This window comes from Ensifer aridi (genome assembly GCF_002078505.1).
GTDB lineage: Bacteria > Pseudomonadota > Alphaproteobacteria > Rhizobiales > Rhizobiaceae > Sinorhizobium > Sinorhizobium aridi.
Map to the genome: position 1 here is coordinate 104,661 of NZ_LUAV01000014.1, position 21,091 is coordinate 125,751.

Annotated in this window: 21 protein-coding genes, 1 tRNA gene, 1 pseudogene and 1 riboswitch; of the genes and pseudogenes, 10 read left to right on the top strand and 13 right to left on the bottom strand. The window is 61.6% G+C overall.

The features are described from left to right. Positions 1-195 precede the first annotated feature (195 nt). Positions 196-274: riboswitch (SAM riboswitch) on the top strand. A 7-nt stretch (positions 275-281) separates the two neighbouring features. The 3 genes from AYK65_RS13790 to AYK65_RS13800 all read right to left on the bottom strand — a co-directional run bounded on the left by AYK65_RS13790 (position 282) and on the right by AYK65_RS13800 (position 1,217). Continuing rightward, positions 282-560 carry a hypothetical protein gene (locus tag AYK65_RS13790; protein ID WP_081158776.1) on the bottom strand — a complete coding sequence of 93 codons (279 nt, stop codon included), beginning with the start codon at positions 558-560 and terminating at the stop codon, positions 282-284. Further along, a complete protein-coding gene (locus AYK65_RS13795; protein WP_210190405.1) occupies positions 557-850 on the bottom strand; it encodes a helix-turn-helix domain-containing protein in 294 nt (97 codons plus the stop codon). Before AYK65_RS13795 ends, AYK65_RS13790 begins: the two co-directional genes overlap by 4 nt. Positions 851-980: 130 nt before the next feature. Continuing rightward, on the bottom strand, positions 981-1,217 hold the full coding sequence (locus tag AYK65_RS13800; protein WP_081158778.1) for a helix-turn-helix domain-containing protein: 237 nt from the start codon (positions 1,215-1,217) through the stop codon (positions 981-983). Positions 1,218-1,320: 103 nt separating this feature from the next. On the opposite strand from AYK65_RS13800, the gene AYK65_RS31680 reads away from it, so the two are divergent. Both AYK65_RS31680 and AYK65_RS13805 read left to right on the top strand, forming a co-directional pair. After that, a complete protein-coding gene (locus AYK65_RS31680) occupies positions 1,321-1,566 on the top strand; it encodes a hypothetical protein (protein WP_139793185.1) in 246 nt (81 codons plus the stop codon). Positions 1,567-2,044: 478 nt separating this feature from the next. Further along, positions 2,045-3,646 carry a recombinase family protein gene (locus AYK65_RS13805; RefSeq protein ID WP_081158878.1) on the top strand — a complete coding sequence of 534 codons (1,602 nt, stop codon included), beginning with the start codon at positions 2,045-2,047 and terminating at the stop codon, positions 3,644-3,646. Here the strand turns inward: AYK65_RS13805 and AYK65_RS13810 are convergent. From AYK65_RS13810 to AYK65_RS13820, 3 genes are all read right to left on the bottom strand, one after another. Continuing rightward, positions 3,603-3,679, bottom strand: a tRNA-Met gene (locus tag AYK65_RS13810). The two genes, AYK65_RS13805 and AYK65_RS13810, sit on opposite strands and share 44 nt — an antisense overlap. A gap of 135 nt (positions 3,680-3,814) precedes the next feature. Then, positions 3,815-5,011 carry a tRNA 2-thiouridine(34) synthase MnmA gene (gene mnmA, locus AYK65_RS13815; RefSeq protein WP_046116619.1) on the bottom strand — a complete coding sequence of 399 codons (1,197 nt, stop codon included), beginning with the start codon at positions 5,009-5,011 and terminating at the stop codon, positions 3,815-3,817. A 180-nt stretch (positions 5,012-5,191) separates the two neighbouring features. Beyond that, on the bottom strand, positions 5,192-5,938 hold the full coding sequence (locus AYK65_RS13820) for a helix-turn-helix transcriptional regulator (RefSeq protein WP_026616414.1): 747 nt from the start codon (positions 5,936-5,938) through the stop codon (positions 5,192-5,194). A 499-nt stretch (positions 5,939-6,437) separates the two neighbouring features. Here AYK65_RS13820 and sciP point away from each other — a divergent pair, with 499 nt between their 5' ends. Together sciP and AYK65_RS13830 are read left to right on the top strand one after the other, a co-directional pair. Next, complete coding sequence (sciP, locus tag AYK65_RS13825; RefSeq protein ID WP_026616415.1) at positions 6,438-6,713, top strand: CtrA inhibitor SciP; 276 nt, start codon at positions 6,438-6,440, stop codon at positions 6,711-6,713. A 188-nt stretch (positions 6,714-6,901) separates the two neighbouring features. Beyond that, positions 6,902-7,182 (top strand): annotated as a pseudogene (locus tag AYK65_RS13830) (GNAT family N-acetyltransferase). A 137-nt stretch (positions 7,183-7,319) separates the two neighbouring features. Here the strand turns inward: AYK65_RS13830 and AYK65_RS13835 are convergent. After that, the gene (locus tag AYK65_RS13835; RefSeq protein WP_026620250.1) at positions 7,320-7,670 is read right to left on the bottom strand and encodes a hypothetical protein; all 351 of its coding nucleotides are present in this window, start codon (positions 7,668-7,670) and stop codon (positions 7,320-7,322) included. Positions 7,671-8,215: 545 nt separating this feature from the next. On the opposite strand from AYK65_RS13835, the gene ctrA reads away from it, so the two are divergent. Then, positions 8,216-8,917: a response regulator transcription factor CtrA gene (gene ctrA / locus AYK65_RS13840; RefSeq protein WP_026616417.1), complete on the top strand. Its 702-nt coding sequence runs from the start codon at positions 8,216-8,218 to the stop codon at positions 8,915-8,917. A gap of 257 nt (positions 8,918-9,174) precedes the next feature. On the opposite strand, the gene AYK65_RS13845 is transcribed toward ctrA, so the two are convergent. Continuing rightward, positions 9,175-9,537, bottom strand: coding sequence for a response regulator (locus tag AYK65_RS13845; protein ID WP_026616418.1), 363 nt, complete (start codon positions 9,535-9,537; stop codon positions 9,175-9,177). 234 nt (positions 9,538-9,771) lie between these two features. Next, positions 9,772-10,416, bottom strand: coding sequence for a histidine phosphotransferase ChpT (gene chpT / locus AYK65_RS13850; RefSeq protein ID WP_046116462.1), 645 nt, complete (start codon positions 10,414-10,416; stop codon positions 9,772-9,774). A 351-nt stretch (positions 10,417-10,767) separates the two neighbouring features. Between chpT and AYK65_RS13855 the strand changes: the two genes are divergently transcribed. Together AYK65_RS13855 and AYK65_RS13860 are read left to right on the top strand one after the other, a co-directional pair. Then, positions 10,768-11,370 carry a DUF1134 domain-containing protein gene (locus tag AYK65_RS13855; RefSeq protein ID WP_026616420.1) on the top strand — a complete coding sequence of 201 codons (603 nt, stop codon included), beginning with the start codon at positions 10,768-10,770 and terminating at the stop codon, positions 11,368-11,370. A gap of 164 nt (positions 11,371-11,534) precedes the next feature. Further along, the gene (locus AYK65_RS13860; RefSeq protein WP_046116463.1) at positions 11,535-12,629 is read left to right on the top strand and encodes a coiled-coil domain-containing protein; all 1,095 of its coding nucleotides are present in this window, start codon (positions 11,535-11,537) and stop codon (positions 12,627-12,629) included. 54 nt (positions 12,630-12,683) lie between these two features. On the opposite strand, the gene AYK65_RS13865 is transcribed toward AYK65_RS13860, so the two are convergent. Together AYK65_RS13865 and AYK65_RS13870 are read right to left on the bottom strand one after the other, a co-directional pair. Beyond that, a complete protein-coding gene (locus AYK65_RS13865) occupies positions 12,684-13,511 on the bottom strand; it encodes a TrmH family RNA methyltransferase (protein ID WP_081158779.1) in 828 nt (275 codons plus the stop codon). A gap of 4 nt (positions 13,512-13,515) precedes the next feature. Further along, positions 13,516-13,899, bottom strand: a complete 384-nt coding sequence (locus AYK65_RS13870) for a hypothetical protein (RefSeq protein ID WP_026616423.1) — start codon at positions 13,897-13,899, stop codon at positions 13,516-13,518. 27 nt (positions 13,900-13,926) lie between these two features. Between AYK65_RS13870 and AYK65_RS13875 the strand changes: the two genes are divergently transcribed. Both AYK65_RS13875 and rpoH read left to right on the top strand, forming a co-directional pair. Then, positions 13,927-14,949 carry an RluA family pseudouridine synthase gene (locus AYK65_RS13875; protein ID WP_026616424.1) on the top strand — a complete coding sequence of 341 codons (1,023 nt, stop codon included), beginning with the start codon at positions 13,927-13,929 and terminating at the stop codon, positions 14,947-14,949. Positions 14,950-15,288: 339 nt separating this feature from the next. Continuing rightward, positions 15,289-16,194, top strand: a complete 906-nt coding sequence (gene rpoH, locus AYK65_RS13880; RefSeq protein ID WP_026616425.1) for an RNA polymerase sigma factor RpoH — start codon at positions 15,289-15,291, stop codon at positions 16,192-16,194. A 168-nt stretch (positions 16,195-16,362) separates the two neighbouring features. Here the strand turns inward: rpoH and AYK65_RS13885 are convergent, their stop codons facing one another. Together AYK65_RS13885 and AYK65_RS13890 are read right to left on the bottom strand one after the other, a co-directional pair. Continuing rightward, on the bottom strand, positions 16,363-18,633 hold the full coding sequence (locus tag AYK65_RS13885; protein WP_046116465.1) for a hypothetical protein: 2,271 nt from the start codon (positions 18,631-18,633) through the stop codon (positions 16,363-16,365). A 63-nt stretch (positions 18,634-18,696) separates the two neighbouring features. Beyond that, positions 18,697-19,995 carry an adenylosuccinate synthase gene (locus AYK65_RS13890; protein WP_026616427.1) on the bottom strand — a complete coding sequence of 433 codons (1,299 nt, stop codon included), beginning with the start codon at positions 19,993-19,995 and terminating at the stop codon, positions 18,697-18,699. A 204-nt stretch (positions 19,996-20,199) separates the two neighbouring features. Between AYK65_RS13890 and AYK65_RS13895 the strand changes: the two genes are divergently transcribed. Further along, positions 20,200-21,090 (top strand): DMT family transporter, encoded by an 891-nt coding sequence (locus AYK65_RS13895; RefSeq protein ID WP_081158781.1) that lies wholly within the window; start codon positions 20,200-20,202, stop codon positions 21,088-21,090. Position 21,091 lies beyond the last annotated feature (1 nt).

Consider the following 21,091-nt stretch of genomic DNA (forward strand, 5'->3'; position numbering starts at 1 on the left):
CGACCGACAACGACATGTTGCAGGATTAGTTAGGCCCTGTCGGCGAGACCAGCATTCGCGCTGGCCTCGCTTCCGGGGAGCCACCTGATTGGGGAGAACGTTGCTAGCCGGCAAGCTCACGCTTCGTTCCCCCGTCAGGATCTTCAGAGAACCAAACTCCGGGAATTGACGCAAGCACGGCTAGGCAGTATTGGAGCTTTATCCCGTGGTGATTTGGCCGGTCGGCTTGCAGCCACGTTAAACAAGTAGCTAAAAAGGCCGGATGCAAAGCCGGCATGGAGTCAAGCCGGTCTTCTCTTCCATATGCTTAAGTCCTCGCCACCATCAGGCGCGGCTACCGAGAAGCCGGCCGTAATACCAAAATAGCCATCGTAAAATTTCTTGACCAGCGGCACAGGTCTGCCGTCGTGCAGCGGATCTATGCGCGGGAATCCCTTTTTCTCGAGCTGCGGGATGACTGTCTTTACCCACATCGCAGCGCGCGCTTTTCCGACGATGGCAATGGCTAATTGCTGGTCGGTGGCGAAGAGGGGGAGCTGAGAGAGAGGGTCATCAGTCACTGCCTCCGACTCCGCTTCCGCTGCGTGAGGCGCTGCAGTGAGTGTTGCAGCCGCACATCGGACACAAAAACCCCCACCTTGGCCGCACGTCCCTCACCGCTCGTCGGCATCGCTCGCTGGGCCTGCCAAATGTCGAGCAGATCGCGCTCGCTGAAAAAATATTCGCGACCAATCACCGAACACGAGCCGAGCTCGCGGCCGAGCTTAATCATTGTGCGCCGAGTGACACGCAAGCGCTCAGCCGCTTCGTCGGTCGTGTAAATTTTGTCGAGGGAAGCTTTCGAGTCCATCCAATCCATCACGTATAGAGAACAAACGTTGCCGTCGGCACGGATGCCGACTGCATTAGCGATGTCTCCTCAGTGGTGGTGGTCGCTTGGTGGGCGCTTTCGGAAGCTATGGGAAGCGAATCGGTTCTGGTCAAGCCTGGCGATCGCGTAGCCGAACGCCAACACCTCCTGATGTGGTCTCGCCATCCGAAAGGAAGATCACCTTTTCCTCAAGTACCTTACGGAGGGCATCTAATGTCGATTGCTTTGCGTCTGCGCCGTTTTCAATCCGCGTAATCGTGTTCGCGGTGACGCCGGCCAGCTCGGCCAGTTCTCGTACGCCTAAGCCGACCGCGGTACGTGCCATCTTCAATTGGATAGGTTTCATTTTTGTACCCTGTACAAATGGATGTTGACACCGCACCGGAATCGGCTATTGTGTCGGTACAGTGTACAAACACACTGCTACAAACGCAACACGAGGAGCCGAAATGACCGCACACGTACGTCCTGACACCATTGAGAGAATTCAATTGCCGCGCCGGTTGGTCGGCAGAAGACCGAGCTTCCGGTTCGAAATTGGAGATCGAGTTTGCAGCGGCGAATTGGTCGCGATCGTCGCCGATAGAAGACGAACTATTGCAGGAAGGGAAATGTACGACGTGCAGGTGCTGGGCGCCGACTACGGCCGACCGCACCGCACTTTTCTCGGCGATGGGCTGGTCGCCGCAAACTGAGTTTCGCAGTTACCAATGGCAGGCGCGGTCACCACCCTCTCCCGCACTGAGGCGCGCCGGCCGGTATTTTCGCCACCACATTGATGAGTGTATAATGCTTGAACGCTGCCGTCCGCGGCGGCAGCCAGGTGGGGCGCTTGAACACGTTCCGCCGGTCGGGTGGATCCTCGCTGAACACGGGGCTCCCCCGGTTATCCGAGCCACCACAGCGCCCGCCGTCGATCTCACCAATCGGCGGCATTTCATTTTCTGCGCAGCCACCATTGCCAAAATGGCATGTTTACACTGTAATTCACGCCTCACCCGCAACCCGAGGAGGACTGATGACGGCGCGACCGGCAACATTTAACGATGCCTACTACACGAGTAACGGTGCCCCCGAGCGAGAGGCGTTTCTGGCTTTCGTCAGAGCCTTGGCTATTCGGCAGGCCCGCATTGACGCTATGGTAGCGTCGGCAGCCAACGACAATCGCCCATCATGAGGCGCGCCGTCATTTACGCCAGGTACTCGACGGACCTGCAGAACGACCAATCAGTCGAAGACCAGATCAGACTTTGCAAGGCTCATGCCGAAAGGCTGGGTCTTAATGTCGTTCAGGAATACTTCGATCGCGCCAAGTCCGGCGCATCCATGTTTGGTCGCCCAGGTCTTTCTAGCCTTATGCAAGCGGCTGAAATGGGAGCGTTCGAAGTTCTGGTATCAGAGGCACCCGACCGCATCTCGCGCGACATCGCCGACCTCGCGCACATCCACAAGAGCTTGACGTTCCGCGGTGTCGAAATGAACTGCGTCAACGGCGGGCGCATGGATACCGTACAGATCGGCATGTATGGAGTTATCGGCCAGATGCAGCGCGAGGAAGGTGCCAAAAAGGTAAAACGCGGAATGGTGGGCGTTATGCGCTCCGGCCGCAATGCTGGCGGCAAGGCCTACGGCTACCGGCCTGTGCTTGGCAAGAGAGGCGAACTGGAGATCGTCGAGGATGAAGCGGCGACTGTTCGGCGGATATTCGAGCTCTATGCCACCGGCATCGCTCCACGCGCAATTGCCGCGACATTGAACGCAGATGGCATCCCAGCCCCTCGAGGATTGCGATGGAACGGCTCAACCATCAATGGCAACGGCCAGCGGGGTAACGGCATCCTTCGCAATCCTATCTATGCTGGAAGGCTGATCTGGAACCGCGTGCACATGGTCAAAGACCCATCCACCGGTCGGCGCATATCGCGCATCAATCCAGAAAGCGAATATGAGGAGATCGATGCTCCTCACCTTCGTATCGTCGACCAGTCGCTATTCGACGCCGTGCAGGCGCGCAAAGAGGCAACAGGCGGCCCACGTCCGCGCGACGTGCCGAAGTCAAAGCGTTTGCTTTCTGGCCTCCTGCGGTGCGGCTGCTGTGGCGGCGGGATGGCGCTCATGGGCGTTGACCGCAGCGGCCCGCGGATCCAGTGCAGCACCTATCGAGAATCGCGAAGCTGCACAAATGGCGCGCGCTATTACATTGAGAGGATAGAGCGCCAGGTGCTCGACAGCTTGCGCATGCAGTTTGCTGACACGGCGATCATCGACGAATATGTGAAAGCCTACCGCGAAGAGCGCCGCAGAATTGAAGCCGAGGCGCGCAGAAACAGGAACACTTCCGAGAAGGCCCTCGCCGACGCCAAGGCAGGCATTACGCGAATCGTCGATCGAATCGCAAAAGGTCTGATCGAAGACGAAGAGGCTGCGGCCCTGCTGCTTCCACTGCGACAGGAGCGCGAGCGGCTGGAGCGAGAACTTGCCGCAAGCGAATCGCCGTCGAACGTCATTGAGCTCCACCCGCAGGCGGTTAAGCGTTTCAAGGAGAACGTCGAGCAGCTTGCCGACATCGTCGCAACAAAGACCGGCACGCTTGACGTTGGTGCAGCAAGCGCCTTCCGCCAATTGGTGGCGGCCGTTATCGTTCACCCGAGAGAAAAAGGAGAGCCCTACACCATCCAAATAAAAGGATACTTGTCGAGCCTTATCGATTCCACACTGTCGGCTAAATCGTTGGTAGCGGAGGAGGGATTCGAACCCCCGACACAAGGATTATGATTCCTCTGCTCTAACCTACTGAGCTACTCCGCCGCCGGTGCCGTAAACGCTTCTCTGGCGAAGCCCGTCTCGGCTGGACGGGCGGCTTATAAGGTGCTGTTCCGGCTAGTGTCAAGCAATGTATTGGGGAAAATGTGAACTTTTCGCGTCGCGTCCGTTCGCATCCTCTCAGGCCGCCGCCGGCGTCTCCAGCAGCGCTTTCAGCGCGGCCTCCGCGGTCGGCTCGCGCTCGGATTTGCGGATGAAGCCGCCGCCATAGACGCGGGCATCCTCGCCGGGCGCCGAATAGAGCGCGCAGGCCTGACCGGGCGCAACCCCCGCCTCACCATCGACGAGCTCGACATAGACTCCATCGGCATCGCGGTTCAGAACTGCGGGCGCCGGCTGCCGGGTGGAGCGCACCTTCGCGAAGCATTCGAAGCTCCGGGTAGCCGCCTCGTCGAGTTCCTCGTCGCCGAGCCAGTTGACGTCGCGCAGGTAAACGCGGCGCGTCTCAAGGGCCTCCTTGGGGCCGACGATGACGCGGCGCGAGCGGGCGTCGAGGTAAACGACATAGAGTGGCTCGCCGGTCGCGACCCCGATGCCGCGCCGCTGGCCGATGGTGTAGTGCAGGATGCCCTCGTGCGTGCCGAGCACGCGCCCGTCGAGATGGACGATCTCGCCGGCGAGCGCCGCATTAGGCTTCAGCTTCGAGACGATGTCGCTATATTTGCCCTGCGGCACGAAGCAGATGTCCTGGCTGTCGGCCTTCTTGGCGACGACGAGGCCCATCTCTTCGGCAAGCGCCCGCGTCTCGGTCTTGGGAAGACCGCCAAGCGGAAAGCGCAGGTAATCGATCTGCTCCTGTGTGGTCGCGAAGAGGAAATAGCTCTGGTCGCGTTCCGCGTCCGCCGGCCGGTAGAGCGCGCGCTGACCGGCATAGCGCGGGTTAGGGCTCGGCCGCGAACGGATATAGTGACCTGTTGCGAGCGCATCGGCGCCGAGCTCCTTGGCGGTCGCGAGCAGATCCGCGAATTTGACCGTTTGGTTGCACGCCACACAGGGGATCGGCGTTTCGCCGGCGACATAGCTTTCGGCGAAGGGATTGATCACCGTCTCGCGAAAGCGCGCCTCGTAATCGAGCACATAATGCGGAATACCGAGCGTCTCGCAGACGCGCCGTGCATCGTCGATATCCTGGCCGGCGCAGCAGGAACCCGCCCGATGCACGGCCGCCCCGTGGTCATAGAGCTGCAGTGTGATGCCGAGAACATCGTAACCCTCGCGTTTGAGCAGCCCCGCCACGACGGAGGAATCGACGCCGCCGGACATGGCGACAACGACGCGCGTATCTTCGGGCCTGCGGTCAAAATCGAGACTGTTCACGGGATCCAATCCGGCATCCGGCGCGGCTGCTTTCGCCGACACCCCTGTTTACACTTGAGGCCGTAGCGCATGAGTGCGGCGCCAGCGGCATTTTCTACGGCCTTCCGTGCCGCGACATATAGAAACTTGCGCTCATCGCGGCAAGAGCGGAGCGCCCGCGGCCGGCTGAGCGACCTGCCTTCAGATCAGCTTCATCCGCATCGCCCGCGCGATCGCCTGCATGCGGTTGACGGCATCGAGCTTGCGGGTGGCACTCTTGAAATAGCTGCTGACCGTATAGGCAGATATGCCCAGAATGATGGCGATCTCATCGCTGCTCTTGCCGGCCGCCGCCCAGCGCAGGCACTCGATCTCGCGCATCGAGAGCTTCTCGCGCGTCGCGGTGCCGGCATCGAAGGTGCGCTCAAGGCACTCGAAAAGCTGTACAAGGGTGAGATAAAGCGTCGCGCGCTCGGCACCGACCGGCTCGTTCCGCGTCCCGGAGAGCATCGCTACGAAGGGCTCGCCATAGGTCGTGTGCAGCAGCACCGCGAAGTGGCGCGCCATGTCGGGATGGAGTTGATGGCCGCGAACCGGCGCCTTGCCGGCGCCCTTGCGCGCCGGCTCCAGGAGTTCGGCGCCGCCAACGACCGGCAGCTTCGTCTGTCGTACTCGATCGACGAGAACGCTCGTCTGGAAAATCTCACTCGCATCATACTGCCGCACGAGTTCCGTCGGCCAGTTGCTTAGCACGAGCCGCTCGGAAAAGCGCTGCTCATCGGCCAAAGGCAGCCGCGCGATCATGAAATGCGCGAAATCATAGCGCGCGATCAGCTGCCGCATCAGATGAAGGAGCTCATATTCCGTGCGGACGGACACCGGATCGATTCCGAAAAACGTGCCTACGTCAGCCTCGCGCCGCAAGGCCGGCTCATTCGATTCCTTCATTCCTGGTCACCGTACTGCCGGTTTTGCCGCCGGCTCGAAAGACAAATGGCTCCTCAAACCCGGATCACAGCACCTCGCCGGAGTGGCGCAAGGGTTGCAGCACCCATCGGCTCGGCATGGTTCCGGCACCGACAAGGAGCCATGCAGCGGAGTCGTTGCGCGACGGCGGAAAAAGACAGCGACCGCCGCAAAGGTTGCGATGCCGAGGGTGAAAATGCGGGAGCGTACACCTGGACGCTCGTTCGTTATTTCGGTGCCTCGTTACCAGGAACTCCAGTCGAAGTGAAATGTGGTAATTGCATGACTCACGTGCCGAAACCGCGCAATTGCTGGGTTTTTCATCTGTCGGACGTCCCGTCGAGCGAATGAGACGCGATTGTCGCTCCGGGGCTGAAGTCCATAAAATTGTTAGCAAACTGTTACCGGCGGCTTAGGCAAATGTTAAATGTGGCAAGCTAAGGTCGCATCCATATGGTCTTGAGTTTGTGTAGAGAGTCCCATGACCGAAATGATGCGTCCACGCGTGAAATATGTCATCGGCCCCGATGGCAGTCCTCTGACGATTGCGGATCTGCCGCCGGCCAATACCCGGCGATGGGTGATCCGCAGGAAGGCTGAAGTCGTTGCGGCCGTTCGCGGTGGCCTTCTGAGCCTCGAGGAGGCATGCGAGCGTTACGCCCTTACCGTCGAGGAATTCCTCTCCTGGCAAGCCTCCATCAACGATCACGGTCTCGCCGGGCTGCGCACGACGCGCATCCAGCAGTATCGTCACTGACCAACCCCCAACAGGGCCATAATTCGCACCGGCGGCTCGGGATCCCCTGAGCCGCCGGTGTCGTTTCAGGCGCCACCACGACACCGCCCTGCCCCGTCTCGCGAGCGCAGGGGACGCGCCGTGGTTGTTGCGCGAGGGACCCGGATTATGCTGACGTCCCGAATCCAGGATGAGAGCAAGGTATACCGATGGACATCGCCCACGAGGAAATGAATGCGAAAGGCCGCTACACGGCAACGCTCGACGGTTACACCGGCGAAATGACCTATTCCAGATCGTCACCGCATCTCATCATCGTCGATCATACGCTGGTTGCGACGAATTGCGCGGCAAGGGTGTGGGTCAGGCGCTTGCCTGGCACGCTATCGACGAGGCGCGAAAGGGCGGCTGGAAGATCATCCCGCTCTGCCCTTTCATGCGCGCCCAGGTCATGCGCCATCCGGAATGGCAGGATGTGATCCAGCCCTGAAAGCCGGAGGAGCCCCGCTCTCCTCGGTTCCGATTGGAGGCAGGCTTGTCTTAATCGTGAGGATGCACCCGCGTCGCGTAGCGATCGAGGCGTGCGTTAAATTCCGCTCCGGGAGAAATCGAGGATGCCGCGTGCCTTTACGCGCGCATCCGCGTGCCCGCATCCCGCTCCTCCAGAGCCGCGGCCTTGGCGTATTCGGCCTGGACCTCCTCAAGCGCGAGTTCGGCTGCGTCCTGCTGCGCCTTCAACTCGCGAATCGAAACCTGAAGATTGTCGGCCCGCTGGCGGGCTGCCTTGGCGAAGGTGGGATAGGCAAAATGCGAGGGGTCGGAAATGCCCGATTTCTTCTCCTCGAAGACAATCTGACTTTCCAGTTCCTTGGTCATTCGCTCGAACTCAGCCATCATCAACTGAAGCTGACTCAACTGACGCTGCTTTTCCCGAACCTGAAATTCCTTCAGGCGGACAAGGCTCTCACGTGCTTTCATTACGCAATACTCCCGTGGATAGCGAGACCCCGGTTACTGATCCCACAGCGCCTTGCATCCTTTCAGACGCAAGAAGCGCTGCAGCAATTTACAATCCATCACGCTCGCGATTCGGGGAGACTGAACCCAAATCAGCATGATCTCGGGCCCGTGTCGCCGGCCCCGTGCGGGCCGGAAACGAAAATCGACCGCGGCCTTAACAAATACCTACCGCTGGTAACCTTTCGTTTACGGGCATCGTTAATCATAGGTGCGATGATTTAAGGCTCCGTAAATGCTGAGGCACGAAATGTGGCACATCGCGCATTTGCGAGTCGGAAGAGTCGGATAACGGCGTTTCCTCATGTATCGCATGAAGATCGCCATTTCAGATTCACTTTTGGAATCAGGAGACTGCTAAAAATATTTAACATTCTCGATACACCTTGCCAGAGTGAATCAGAATTTGTTAACCATTTGATGGCAGCCTCCAAATCAGGCAACGACTGGATCCGTATCGCGTAAGGGGGCGACGACTACCTTGGGCGGCGGAAAAGGGGAAGACTATGCGGGTTCTACTGATCGAAGACGACAGCGCGACAGCTCAAAGCATTGAGCTGATGCTCAAGTCCGAGAGTTTCAACGTCTACACCACGGATCTCGGGGAAGAGGGCGTCGACCTCGGGAAGCTTTACGACTACGACATCATTCTCCTCGACCTGAACCTGCCGGACATGTCCGGTTACGAGGTCCTGCGGACGCTGCGCCTTTCGAAGGTGAAGACCCCGATCCTTATTCTCTCCGGCATGGCTGGCATTGAAGACAAGGTGCGGGGCCTGGGCTTCGGCGCCGACGACTACATGACCAAGCCCTTCCACAAGGACGAGTTGGTGGCGCGCATTCACGCGATCGTCCGTCGCTCCAAGGGCCACGCCCAGTCCGTCATCGCCACCGGCGAGCTGATCGTCAATCTCGATGCCAAGACGGTGGAAGTCGGCGGTCAGCGCGTACATCTGACCGGCAAGGAATACCAGATGCTGGAGCTGCTCTCGCTCCGCAAGGGCACGACGCTCACCAAGGAAATGTTTTTGAACCATCTCTATGGCGGCATGGACGAGCCGGAACTGAAGATCATCGACGTCTTCATCTGCAAGCTGCGCAAGAAGCTCGCAAACGCTGCCGGCGGCGCCAATTATATCGAAACCGTCTGGGGCCGCGGCTACGTGCTGCGCGAGCCCGAAGGCAACGACTACCTCGAAACCGCCTGATTTCGGCACTCCGGGACCCAAGCATTCCCGCATCTGCCACGCGTCCCGGTCGAAGCCGAACAAACCCGCCTCCCGAGGCGGGTTTTTTGCTGTTAAATGGATGTCGCCAAAGCCGGTCGCATGAGTTCGACGAATTCGATCGGACGCGGCGCGCCTTGGCGCCTCCTCTGCATCGGGCTGCACGTTCCCGCCTGTGAACAACAAAAGCCGCGGCACCGCCGCGGCCTCGTCATCGCTCGTCATGTTCGGACTGCGTGTCAGGCGGCCATGGACTGGCTTGCGAACACACTCGTCAGGATTTTGCGGTCGAACGGCTTCAGCAGGAAGTCGTCGGCGCCGGCGCGCTTGCCGGCCATCATCTTTCTGAGGTCCGCCTCGACGACGCAATAATAGATGCGCACTGATGCGCCTTCGGGCAGGCGGCGGATATTGGCGATCAGCTCAAGCGCGCCGTCCAGACCGGCATCGACGATCAGGATCTTCGGCAGTTCGGCTTCACAGCGCACCAGCGCCTCGAGGCTGCTCGACGCTTCGGAGACGAGGAATCCCATGCCCGACAGAATGCGCTTCCCGACTTTCCTCACGACATCCGAGCTATCAGCAATCATCAAGCGCCGCATGTTCAACTCCTTCACGCCTCACACGCGCGTATCATCCATGAAGCAAGCCTATACGGATTTGGCAAAGAAACCGTTACGACCACTGCTTAACGCTTTCTTTCCGCTGTTGCTGAACCCGTCGATCGATCGCCGCGATTCCCTCGGGTCCCCAAAGAAAATCCTCCGCGGCGCAAGCCGGCGGAGGATCCGATTCCTTACATGTTGGCAAAACCTGAGCGGCGAAGCCGTGAGCCCTTAAGCCTCGCTGCGTGCCGTGAACACGATCTCTTCGCCATTCGAAACGACGTCGATCGTCATGCCGGCCTCCTCTGCCAGGAGAACCGTGTAATAGGGCTGGATCGAGTGCGCATCGATCGCCTCTTCCGGTGTGCCGGAGATGAGTTCCACAAGCTTCGGCGGCACGCGCATCATCCGCCCTTTTGCGACAAGGGTGAAGGTCGCGTCGAATTCCGGGTTTTCGAGTGTCACATCGATCGAGCCGCCCCGCGGGATCGCTCCATAGGCGATCAGGAACAGGTTCAACAGAAGCTTCACCCGGTTCTTGGCGATGATCGCACGCGGACCGCTCCAGTTGACCTCTGTCTTCCTCTCCGCCGCCGCAAAATCCTTGGCCGCCTTTTCCGCCTCGCCGGTGTCGATCGAGGCACCGACGGAGCCGGAGGCACCGAAGGCAAGGCGTGCGAATTTAAGCCGGACCGAGGCGTTGAGCGCGCTGGTGCGGATGAGGTCCATCGCATCGGCATCGGCGCCGCCCTCGTCGAGGAGCTCGAGACCGTTGTTGATGGCGCCGACCGGCGAGATGATGTCGTGGCACACCCGACTGCACAGCAGCGCGGCCAGATCAGGTCCCGTCAACGTCAGGTTCGGATTCTTTGCCATCGTTCTTCCTTGCTCGGTTCCATCCGCTAACGGCTCGCGGGGGGCCAATGACGACTTCCGCACGGGTCATGGCCGAGCCATGAAACGCGCGGGCGCGCCCCGTTTCGCAATAGGCCATAATGACATCACATTTGGTAAACCGATTGTTAAGATGATCGGTTCAAATTGTCTCAGCACCCCGATTTCAAGCGAATCTGGTGAAAGCGGATAAGGTGCGCTCGTTGAAAAAGCTAGTGCGTCCCATACGCATTCTTGTGAGAAACGGCTCATGGCGGAGCCGAGCGCGCAAGCGATGCAAGAGCCGGCCATGACGGCCGCACGGGGCCGCTTTCGCGCCTGACGGAGGAACCGATGCAGCCGATGACGAAGACGACCCTGGTGGCTGTCCGCGCTATTCTGACCACGATGGCCCTGGTGGCCGGCATGCTGATCACCGGCATATCCGCCGCCCAAGCCCAGTCTCCGAACAGAAGCCAATACACGATGCAGGAGATCGTCGATGCCGGCCACGGTTTCTTCGGCGAGACCTCCGGCGGGCTTGCCAAGGTCGTCGAGCGAGCCTTCGAACGCTACGGGCTCCCAAACGGCTATATTCTGGGACAGGAGGGCTCCGGCGCCTTCATCGCCGGCCTGACTTACGGCGAGGGCGAGCTCTATACGAAGAATGTAGGACAGCACAGCGTCTTCTGGCAGGGCCCCTCGCTCGGGCTCGACTGGGGCGGCCAGGGCAGCCGCGCAATGATGCTCGTCTACAATCTTCCGAGCGTACCGGCCCTCTACAAGCGTTTTGGCGGCGTTTCGGGCTCGGCCTACGTGGTCGCGGGCGTCGGCATGACCGTTCTGACCGACGAGCATGTCGTTGTCGTCCCGATCCGCACCGGCGTCGGCGCGAGGCTCGGCGTCAATGTCGGTTACCTGAAGCTGACGCAGCAGCCGACCTGGAACCCCTTCTGACACGCGAGCGACGCGCTCTTGCCTTCGGCACGCCTCGCGGATCTGAAAATGCGTGCAAGCTCGCGGTAATTGTTGCAGCATTCGAGCCATCGTGTTTACTGCGGAAAGAGCTGCCCCGCCGGGCGGACGGCACCAGATCGGGTCCAGATTGAAACGGCCAGCACGTGATTGAATATGCGCTTCTTTTCGCCCTGGGTTTCCTGACGGCGGTCGTCATCGCCCTCCTGGTCGCGCCGGCCATCCAAAGACGCATCGTCCGCTTCGCGGAGGACCGCCTGAAGGCAACGATGCCCTTGAGCCCGCAGGAGGTGCGTGCGCAAAGGGACGCGGCACGCGCCACCTATGCCGCCGAAAATGCCAAGACAATGCAGACCCTCCGCCGCGAGCGCGACAAAAGCGTCGCGCTGATGCTGCAGAACGAGAGGACGCTCAAGGAAGCGCGCAAGCTGGCGAGCGAGAATGTCGAACTGCAGTCGCAACTCGCGGACATGAATGTCGAGGCGGCCGACATGCGCTCCACCATGCGGCAGCTCGAACAGCGTCTCGAACGCATGAGTGCGCTGAACAGCCAGGTCGACAAACACGCAGCCGAACTCGATGGCCTCAAGATTGATCTCGCGGCGCGGCAAACCGAGATCGAGCACCTGAAGAGCCGGATTGCCACGCTTCGCGATGAGCGCGAGGCGTTGCGCGCGGAGCTCAAGACCGAAAACGCTCGCGCGCGGGAGATGGAGCTGCGTCTCAGCAGGGACGAGGGACGCATACGCCAGCTCGAAAGCAGACTTGCCCATGAAACGGCGGCCAATGCCGACCGCGAGAGCGCGCTCGAGCAGCGGGCAGCGGAGATCGCGAGACTGAAGACACGCGTCGAACTTGCCAACCACGAAGTGCGCAACGCCGCGAAAGCGCTTCGCGCCGCCGGCGTTAAGCCGCCGAAGCGACCGCACGAGAAGAGCGCGGCCCATGTGAAGGACGCGCCGACCGCGGCGGAAGGTCACGATACGGCTGCGCTTTCCGAAGATCTCAGAAACCGGGCCACCGCCCTTTCTGAACGTCTCGTCAACTCGAAATCCACCGCCCATGACGAGGCACTGCGCCGGGAGGTTGCCGAGATTGCCGCCGGCATGGTGGCGTTGACCGCGATGCGCGAGGGCAAGGCCTCGCCAATCCATGGGCTGCTTGCCGGCGAGGATGCGACAAAGCCTGGAAATCGGCAGAGCCTGGCTCAGCGGGCGAAGGAAATGCTGCCGCCGGAATAGGCGCTGCTTCACGACACAAGCGGCAAGTCATCGAGAACTGCGAACGCGCGCCGCTCAAATCCGCTTGTTTATCATCGCAACCTGGTGCAGCGCGATACCCGCAGCCATTGCCACATTCAGGCTGTCCAGGCCCGGCCTCTGGCGGATGCGCGCGGTGCGGATTGCCGAGAGGATTGTCTCGGGCAGCCCCTCGCCTTCGGTTCCAACAAGCAAGGCGGTGCGCGGCGCCGGCGGAATCGCCGTTATGTCCATTTCCCCGCGCGGCGAGAGGCCCCAAAGCGCAAAACCGGCGGCCTGCAGTTGTTCGATCAGCTCGGCCGCCGTACCCTCGCGCGCGAAGGGTAATGTCAGCACGGAACCCACCGAAACACGGATCGCCTTGCGATACATTGGATCGCAGCTAGACGCGTCCATCAGCACGGCATCGACGCCGAAGGCGGCGGCATTGCGAAAGAGCGAACCCATATTGTCGTGGTTCGATATGCCGCATGCCGCGAGCACAAGGCTCGATGCAGGAAGCGCGGCAATCAGCGCGTCCCGCCCGGGCATCTGGTCACGCCGCCCGAGCGCCAGCACACCACGATGCATGTTGAAACCCGCGATTGCGTCGAAGACCCGCTCATCCGCGACGAAAACGGGGATGTCGGCCGGGAACTTGGCGATCACGTCGGCGAGGCCGGCGATCCGGTTTTCGAGCAGCAGGATCGCCTCGGCAGCAATACCGCGCCCCGCGCGATGCGCGGCGGCCAGCATCCTGAGCACGACAGTACCCTCGGCGATGAAGCGGCCCTGCCTGCCGGTCAGATCGCGCTCCTTGATCGAAACGAACCCGGTTATACGCGGGTCGGCTGGATCTTCGATGCGGACAGGCGGCGGTGCCATATCGTCAGTTGGTCCTGACCGTGACGTCGGCGACGATGCGCCCCGCCTTGATATCGAAGACAATCGCGCGCGGCTCGGCGCCCGGCAGGCTCCCGTAGAAAAGAACCTGCGAGCCGGACAGCGCGACATTGCTTACGGAGAAGCCGGCCGGCAGCGCGGCGATCGCGTTCAACGGCGCATCGCCCGGCACGCTCACTGCCGGCTGGGCCGCCTCGACCTGGCCGTCGGTGCGCGTCAGCTTGTAGACAATCGTGCCCAGGACAGCCATAAGCATGACCAGCATCACGCCCGCCGAGACGAGCTGCAGGCGCACCATCTTGCGGCGGACGTTCTCCATCGCGGGATCAAGGGGCTTCTCTTCCTGTTCATCGGGGTCGATTGCAGTCATGGTCGGCTTTCTATCGGAATAAAACGAATGAACGATCCCTTTAAACAAGCGACCGGCAATAGGAAAGTCCTGACCGCGGGCAAGGACGCCGCCGGACGGCTCGACGCCTTCCTGACGGAAGCGCTTTCGGGCGAGTTCTCTCGCAACCGCATCAAGGGCCTGATCGAGCAAGGAGCCGTTTCGATCAACGGTGCGACGATCGTCGAACCGAAACGGAAGGTTCATCCCGGTGACTTGTTCGAGATCGCCTTGCCCGAGCCCGAGGATCCGGAGCCCAAGGGCGAGAACATCCCCCTCGACGTGCTTTATGAAGACGACGACCTGATCGTGTTGGTAAAGCCCGCCGGTCTTGTCGTGCATCCGGGCGCCGGCAATTGGACGGGAACGCTCGTCAATGCGCTCATCCACCATTGCGGCGACAGCCTTTCCGGCATCGGCGGCGTCAAGCGACCGGGTATTGTCCATCGGTTGGACAAGGAGACAAGCGGCGTCATGGTGGCGGCGAAGAACGATGCCGCTCATCGCCATCTCTCCGATCAATTCGCGGATCACGGCCGCAGTGGACCGCTCGAGCGCGCCTACAGGGCAGTCGTCTGGGGGCGGCCTCGCCAGTTGAAGGGGACCATCAATGCCGCGCTTGGACGCGCCGGCGACCGAACGAAGCGCGCCGTCAAGCACGAGGAGAGCGACGATGCACGCGAGGCGATTACCCATTACGAGGTCATCGCGCGCTATCATGAGAAACCGGACGGCACCTGCCTCGCATCGACCGTCGAGTGCCACCTGGAAACCGGGCGCACCCACCAGATCCGCGTCCACATGGCCCATATCGGCCACCCGCTGATTGGCGATCCCGATTATGGCGCTGCCTTCCGCACCAAAGCCAACCTCTTGCCGGAACCGGCAAAAACCGTGGTCAACCGCTTTCCCCGACAGGCGCTGCACGCCTATATGCTGCAATTCGAGCATCCTTCGACGGGGGAGACCATGCACTTCGAGGCGCCGATGCCGGCGGATATGGAAGAACTGACCGCGGCGCTTAAATCGTAGCGATTTAAGGATAAAAACATGCAGCAACTCAAAGTGCTACAGCGGCCTTCGCGCGTCCGATCGGACGCGCGACGCTGTAGAGCGGAATGACCGCGCGGCTTTCCGCCTGCACGGCGAAAGGGCGATCATGTAGGCCCTTGAATTTGCAACGAAGGATTCCAATCTAATAGGAGCTTCAAACCGCGACCTTTCCTTGCTCTGGCCTCACGACAGCGTGAAACCGGAGTCCTTGAATCATGCTTTCGCCGTACTTATCTTCTAGCCTCGTGGGGTCTGGATGAAGACCCACAGGCCCGGCCTGCCGTCCCGGAGGCCGGAGACGCACAAAGGGGGTGCTTCATGGCCCGCAATACTTTGCCGACCATTGCTGCTGGAGAGGGCGGTCTCAACCGCTATCTTGATGAAATCCGTAAATTTCCGATGCTCGAACCGCAAGAAGAGTACATGCTCGCCAAGCGGTATCAGGAGCATGACGACCGCAACGCCGCGCACAAGCTCGTAACGAGCCACCTTCGTCTCGTCGCCAAGATCGCGATGGGTTATCGCGGCTATGGTCTGCCGATCGGCGAAGTCATCTCGGAAGGCAATGTCGGCTTGATGCAGGCCGTCAAGAAATTCGAACCCGATCGCGGATTCCGGCTGGCGACCTACGCCATGTGGTGGATCAAGGCCGCGATCCAGGAATATATCCTGCGTTCTTGGTCGCTCGTCAAAATGGGCACGACGGCCAACCAGAAGCGGCTGTTCTTCAATCTGCGGCGGCTGAAGGGCCGCATTCAGGCTCTTGACGAAGGCGATCTCAAGCCCGAGCAAGTGAAGGAAATCGCCACGACCCTGAAGGTCAGCGAGGACGAGGTGGTTTCGATGAACCGCCGCCTCTCCGGCGACGCATCGCTCAACGCGCCCATAAAGGCAAGCGAGGGCGACTCCGGCCAATGGCAGGACTGGTTGGTCGACGAGCACGACAACCAGGAAGAGATCCTGATCGAACAGGACGAACTGGACAGCCGCCGAGCCCTGCTGGGCAATGCCATGAAGGTATTGAATGACCGCGAGCGCCGCATCTTCGAGGCCCGCCGGCTGACGGAAGAACCGGTGACGCTTGAGGACCTTTCGACCGAGTTCGACATCAGCCGCGAGCGCGTCCGGCAGATCGAGGTCCGCGCCTTCGAGAAGGTTCAGGACGCGGTCCGCAAGGCCGCGCTAGAGCAAGCTAAAGCGCTACGGGTTGTCGAGGGCGCCTGATCTGCTCGCTTAGAGCAATTCCAGGAAAAGTGTGTAACGGTTTTCCGTCCGGAATTGCGGAGTTCAAAGAATTCATTTCGTTTCAATGAAACAATGAAATGATCTTCATCAAAAGGCCCCGGCTGGATGACGTCCAGCCGGGGCCTTCGCTTTCTGTCCAAGCTCGTGCTACTGCCCGCTGGCTGCGGCGGCGCTTCCTTGGGAGCCCCAGGCCTGCAGAGCCTTGTTGAAGGCCTCGGTCCCACTGGCCCCCTTCTCGAGCGTCAGGAGCGCGCGGCGACCATTCCGGTACGTGACCGGGATATCGATCCAGGTGCGACTGCGCAGCAGTTCGGTGTTATTGCTCACCGCTTCGGCGAAATCGTTGAGCGCGATCATGTGGAAGTCGTCGGTGATTTTCGCCGGCACTGCGATCAGCGGATCGCCGCGATCCTGTTCGGTTCGCTTCATCGACACGCGCTGGACGCCGTCGATGCTGCCGCCCTCAAAGTTTTCGGGCAGTGAGAACACGAACTCGATCACATGGCTTGCCGGCAGGGACGGATCGGCATTGCGCTTGATGGTCATCAGGGCCGTGAGGCCGCGGTCGGGAACCGTGATCTGCGCCTGGATCGCGGGCTCAGGCTTGGCGTCGCCACCCGGCGATTCTTCCTTGATCGACCATGCGACGGAGCCCGGGATCGCGGTCGGCGACGATTGACCGAGTCTCTCCTCGTAAAGGAACATCTTCTCGCCATCGGCGATCGAGACCTCGGGCTGCGGTGTCTGCGCGGCGCCTTGCCCCGTTTCCGGCGAGGGCGCCCGATCGGCGGCAGCCTGCTGCACGCCGACGTCCGCCGTCTGCGGCTGTCCGGCCTGCGTCTGCGCGGCGACGGACTTGCCTTCCTGCGAGGCGGCCGTGCCGTTCGAGCCGGCAGGCCCCTCGTCCCGTTCGTTTCCGTCGGCAAGCAGGCGCTGGGTGAACTTGGTCGAGGCGCCCTCGGGCGGCGCGGTGTCGTCGGGCGTGGCGGACTGCTCGGTAGGCTGGATCGCCGGCTCGCCCTCGCCGGCCGGAGTCGTCGGCGCCCCGACAGGTTCCGCCGGCATGACCTTGGCGATCATGTCCGCGATCCAGGCGTTGCCGACGTCCCTGTTCAGCCAATAGGCATATCCGCCGCCACCGAGAAGGAGCGCGATCACGACGCCGATCACCAGTTGCTTGATGCCGAACCGGCGGGGTTTGGGCGTAGCCCGATACGACGCCGGACGCGCGGGTGCCGGTGCCGTCAGAGGCTCGACGCCCGCTTCATTCGCCTTGCCGTTCGCAGCCGATCCGTTCGTTCGCCCCTCTTCATTATAGCTGAGCAGATCGTCTATATGGTCCCAAGCGCTGCCGGCGCGCTCTTCCTCGTTCTTCGCCCCAGTCGGCTTTTCCACCGGCCATGACCACTCGGACACGTCCGGCTCTTCGACCTTGTCCTTCTTGCGTTCCTCTCCGGTGGCGAAAGGATCGCTGTCATCGAAAAACCACGAGCGCCCGGCATCAGCTTCGCCGGCGCGATGTTCCGGTTGCGCCGTCTCGGGTTCGACCGGATGCATGCCCAGTCGCTCGGGCTCGCTCGCCTCTTCGTCGCGCGCCGCTTGCGGTTCGCTCGGTGATGCAGCGGGCGCTACATCTTCCCATTCAGGCAATGCCCACTCGGAAGGCTGCTCGGCTTTCGCCGGCGTTTCGGCGGCCAGAGGGAACTCGGCAGACGTCGGCTCTGGGTTTTCCGGCTCCGGCTGATGCGGCGCCGCCTCGGCTTGGTCGTCGCCAAGACGCTCCGGCTCGCCCTCCGTCGCGGTTGCTTCCTCGGCCGGAAATTCATGCTGAGTGTCATGGAACGGTTGCGGCTCCTCGGTCGGCGCCTCCCGATCCGACGCGGCGGGGATTTCCTCAACAGGCTCCTCGCCGTGAACCTCATGCTGCGTTTCCGCCTCCGACGTCTCGACGGCGGTAAGGTCTTCGTAGTCCGGGACCCTATCCTCGGCAGCCGGCGCCGCCTCTATGGCCTCCTCGCCCTGCTCGGCCTCTGCGTAAGCCGGGACCGACGGTTCGGTTGTGACCGGTAGCTCTGCCGCAGGCTCCTCGGTCACTTCTTCGGGCGCCGCCTCCGAGGCCGGTGGGGCTGGGCTAGCAGGCTCCTCCACAAGCTGTGTTTCCGCAGCCGCCGGTTCGACCGTTTCGGCCTCCTCGATGGCCGGCAAGGCCTCGGCGTTCTCGCTCTCGACCTCGGCGATCGCCTGTTCCAGCTTGTTGAGCTGGCGGTTGATCATGTCGTCCGACGGCCGCGGGTTCATGTTCTCGAGCTGGCGCCGCACGGCACTGCGCGCCTTCTCGTAGACCTTGCCTCGCATTTCCGGTGTGTTTTCCGACAGGCCGTCAACCGTCCTGCGAATAACTGCAACAAAATCCGCCATCAGAACTTTCTCAATTTCCAGACACGCAGCCGCAGCCGCGATGCCGTTTGTTTTGCGCCGACACTAGTCCTCAAAAGGGTCCGTCACAAGTATCGTGTCGTCGCGCTCCGGGCTCGTCGAAAGAAGTGCGACCGGTGCTCCGATCAGTTCCTCGACCTGGCGAACATACTTGATCGCCTGCGCCGGAAGATCGGCCCAGCTACGGGCGCCGACAGTCGATTCCTTCCAGCCTTCGAGCGTAATATAGACCGGCTTTACCGAGGCTTGCTGCGCCTGACTTGCGGGAAGATGGTCGATCTCTTGTCCGTCCAGAGTATAGCCGACGCAAATCTTCAACTCGTCGAGGCCATCGAGCACGTCGAGTTTGGTGAGCGCGATGCCGGTGATGCCGTTTGCGGCGACCGACTGGCGTACGAGCGCCGCGTCGAACCAGCCGCAGCGACGCTTGCGCCCGGTAACCGTCCCGAACTCGTGTCCGCGCTCACCGAGGAATTGGCCGACCTCGTCGTTGAGCTCGGTCGGGAACGGCCCTTCGCCGACGCGCGTCGTGTAGGCTTTGGTGATGCCGAGAATATAACCAAGCGAGCCCGGCCCCATGCCGGAGCCGGCAGCCGCCTGGCCGGCTACCGTGTTCGACGAGGTGACGAACGGATAGGTGCCGTGGTCGATATCGAGCAGCGTGCCCTGTGCGCCCTCGAAGAGGATGCGCGCGCCCTTGCGGCGCTCCCGGTCGAGCAGCAGCCAGACCGTATCCATGAACGGCAGCACCCGCGCGGCGACCGAAGACAGTTCATCCATGATCGCCTGGTGGCTGATCTCCGCCTCGCCGAGTCCGCGGCGCAGCGCATTGTGGTGGGTCAGCAGCCGGTCGACCTTGGCCGGCAGCGTATCGAGATCGGCAAGGTCCATGACGCGGATGGCGCGGCGGCCGACCTTGTCCTCATAGGCCGGCCCGATGCCGCGGCGTGTCGTGCCGATCTTGGTGCCGCTGTTGGAAGCCGCATCCTCGCGGAAACCGTCGAGCTCCCGATGGAGCGAAAGAATGAGCGTGGCGTTATCAGCGATGCGCAGGTTCTCGGGCGTGATCTTGACACCCTGGCCGGCGAGCTTGTCGATCTCCGCGATAAGCGCATGCGGGTCGATCACCACGCCATTGCCGATGACGGCGAGCTTGCCCGGCCGGACGACGCCGGAGGGCAGCAGCGACAGCTTGTAGCTGACGCCGTCGATCACCAGGGTGTGGCCGGCATTGTGACCGCCCTGGAAGCGCACGACAATGTCGGCGCGCTCCGAGAGCCAGTCCACGATCTTGCCTTTGCCTTCGTCGCCCCATTGGGAACCGACCACCACGACATTCGTCATAATTCTCTTCCTGTTCACACGCGCATGCAGAGATTGCGCTGTTCTAAAACCCGCGCATCTATACTGTGTTGTCTTTCGGAAAGCGACCCCGTTGTGACCTGCCGCCGGCCCTTTTTGAATGACAAGCTGCCGGTTTAAAGCCTATATCTCGAACCCTCCGCCTGTCCGGCACCCCAACGCTCCACCCCCACGGATCGCCTCATCGTGAACGCCAGAGCCTATTTCTATCTCAGCATTACTGCGCTCTTCTGGGGCGGAAATTCGGTCGCCGGCAAGATGGCCGTCGGGCATGTAAGCCCCATGATGCTGACGACGCTGCGCTGGCTGGTCGCGCTTGTCGTCATCCTGGCATTGATGACACCGCAGATCCGCCGCGACTGGGACAAAATCCGCCGGCACTGGCTGCAACTGATCGCCTATGGAGCCGTCGGCTTCACCTTGTTCAATGCCTTCCTCTATTCGGCGGTGAAACATACGAGCGCCATCAACGCGGTCATCCTGCAGGCCGGTATTCCCATGCTGATCTTTCTCTTCAATTTCGCGCTTTTTAGGATGAAGGCCTCGCTTGCCCAGGTCGTCGGCTTCACCGTAACCTTGATCGGGGTACTGCTCACGGCCGCGCACGGCGATTTTGCGAGCCTGATGTGGTTGCGGTTCAATTTCGGCGACGCGCTGATGATCCTCGCCTGTATCGTCTATGCCGCCTACACGGTCGCGCTGCGCTGGAAGCCCGTGATGCACTGGCAGAGTTTCATCGCGGCCCCGGCCTTCGGGGCGCTGTTAAGCGCCATGCCTCTCCTCTTCTGGGAGCTTTCGACCGACAGCGCGATCGTACCGGACGCAACCGGCTGGGCGATCGTGCTTTATGCCGCGATCTTCCCGTCGCTGATGTCGCAGGTCCTCTACGTCCGCGGTGTCGAGATGATCGGCGCCAACCGCGCCGGCCTCTTCATCAACGCCATCCCGGTGTTCGGGACGCTTCTCTCCGTCCTTCTCGTCGGCGAGGCGTTCCAGCCCTTCCACCTGGTGGCTCTGGCGCTCGTCCTCGGCGGCATCGCGATCGCAGAACGGGGGCGGCCGAAGCTGCCGCGGTAAC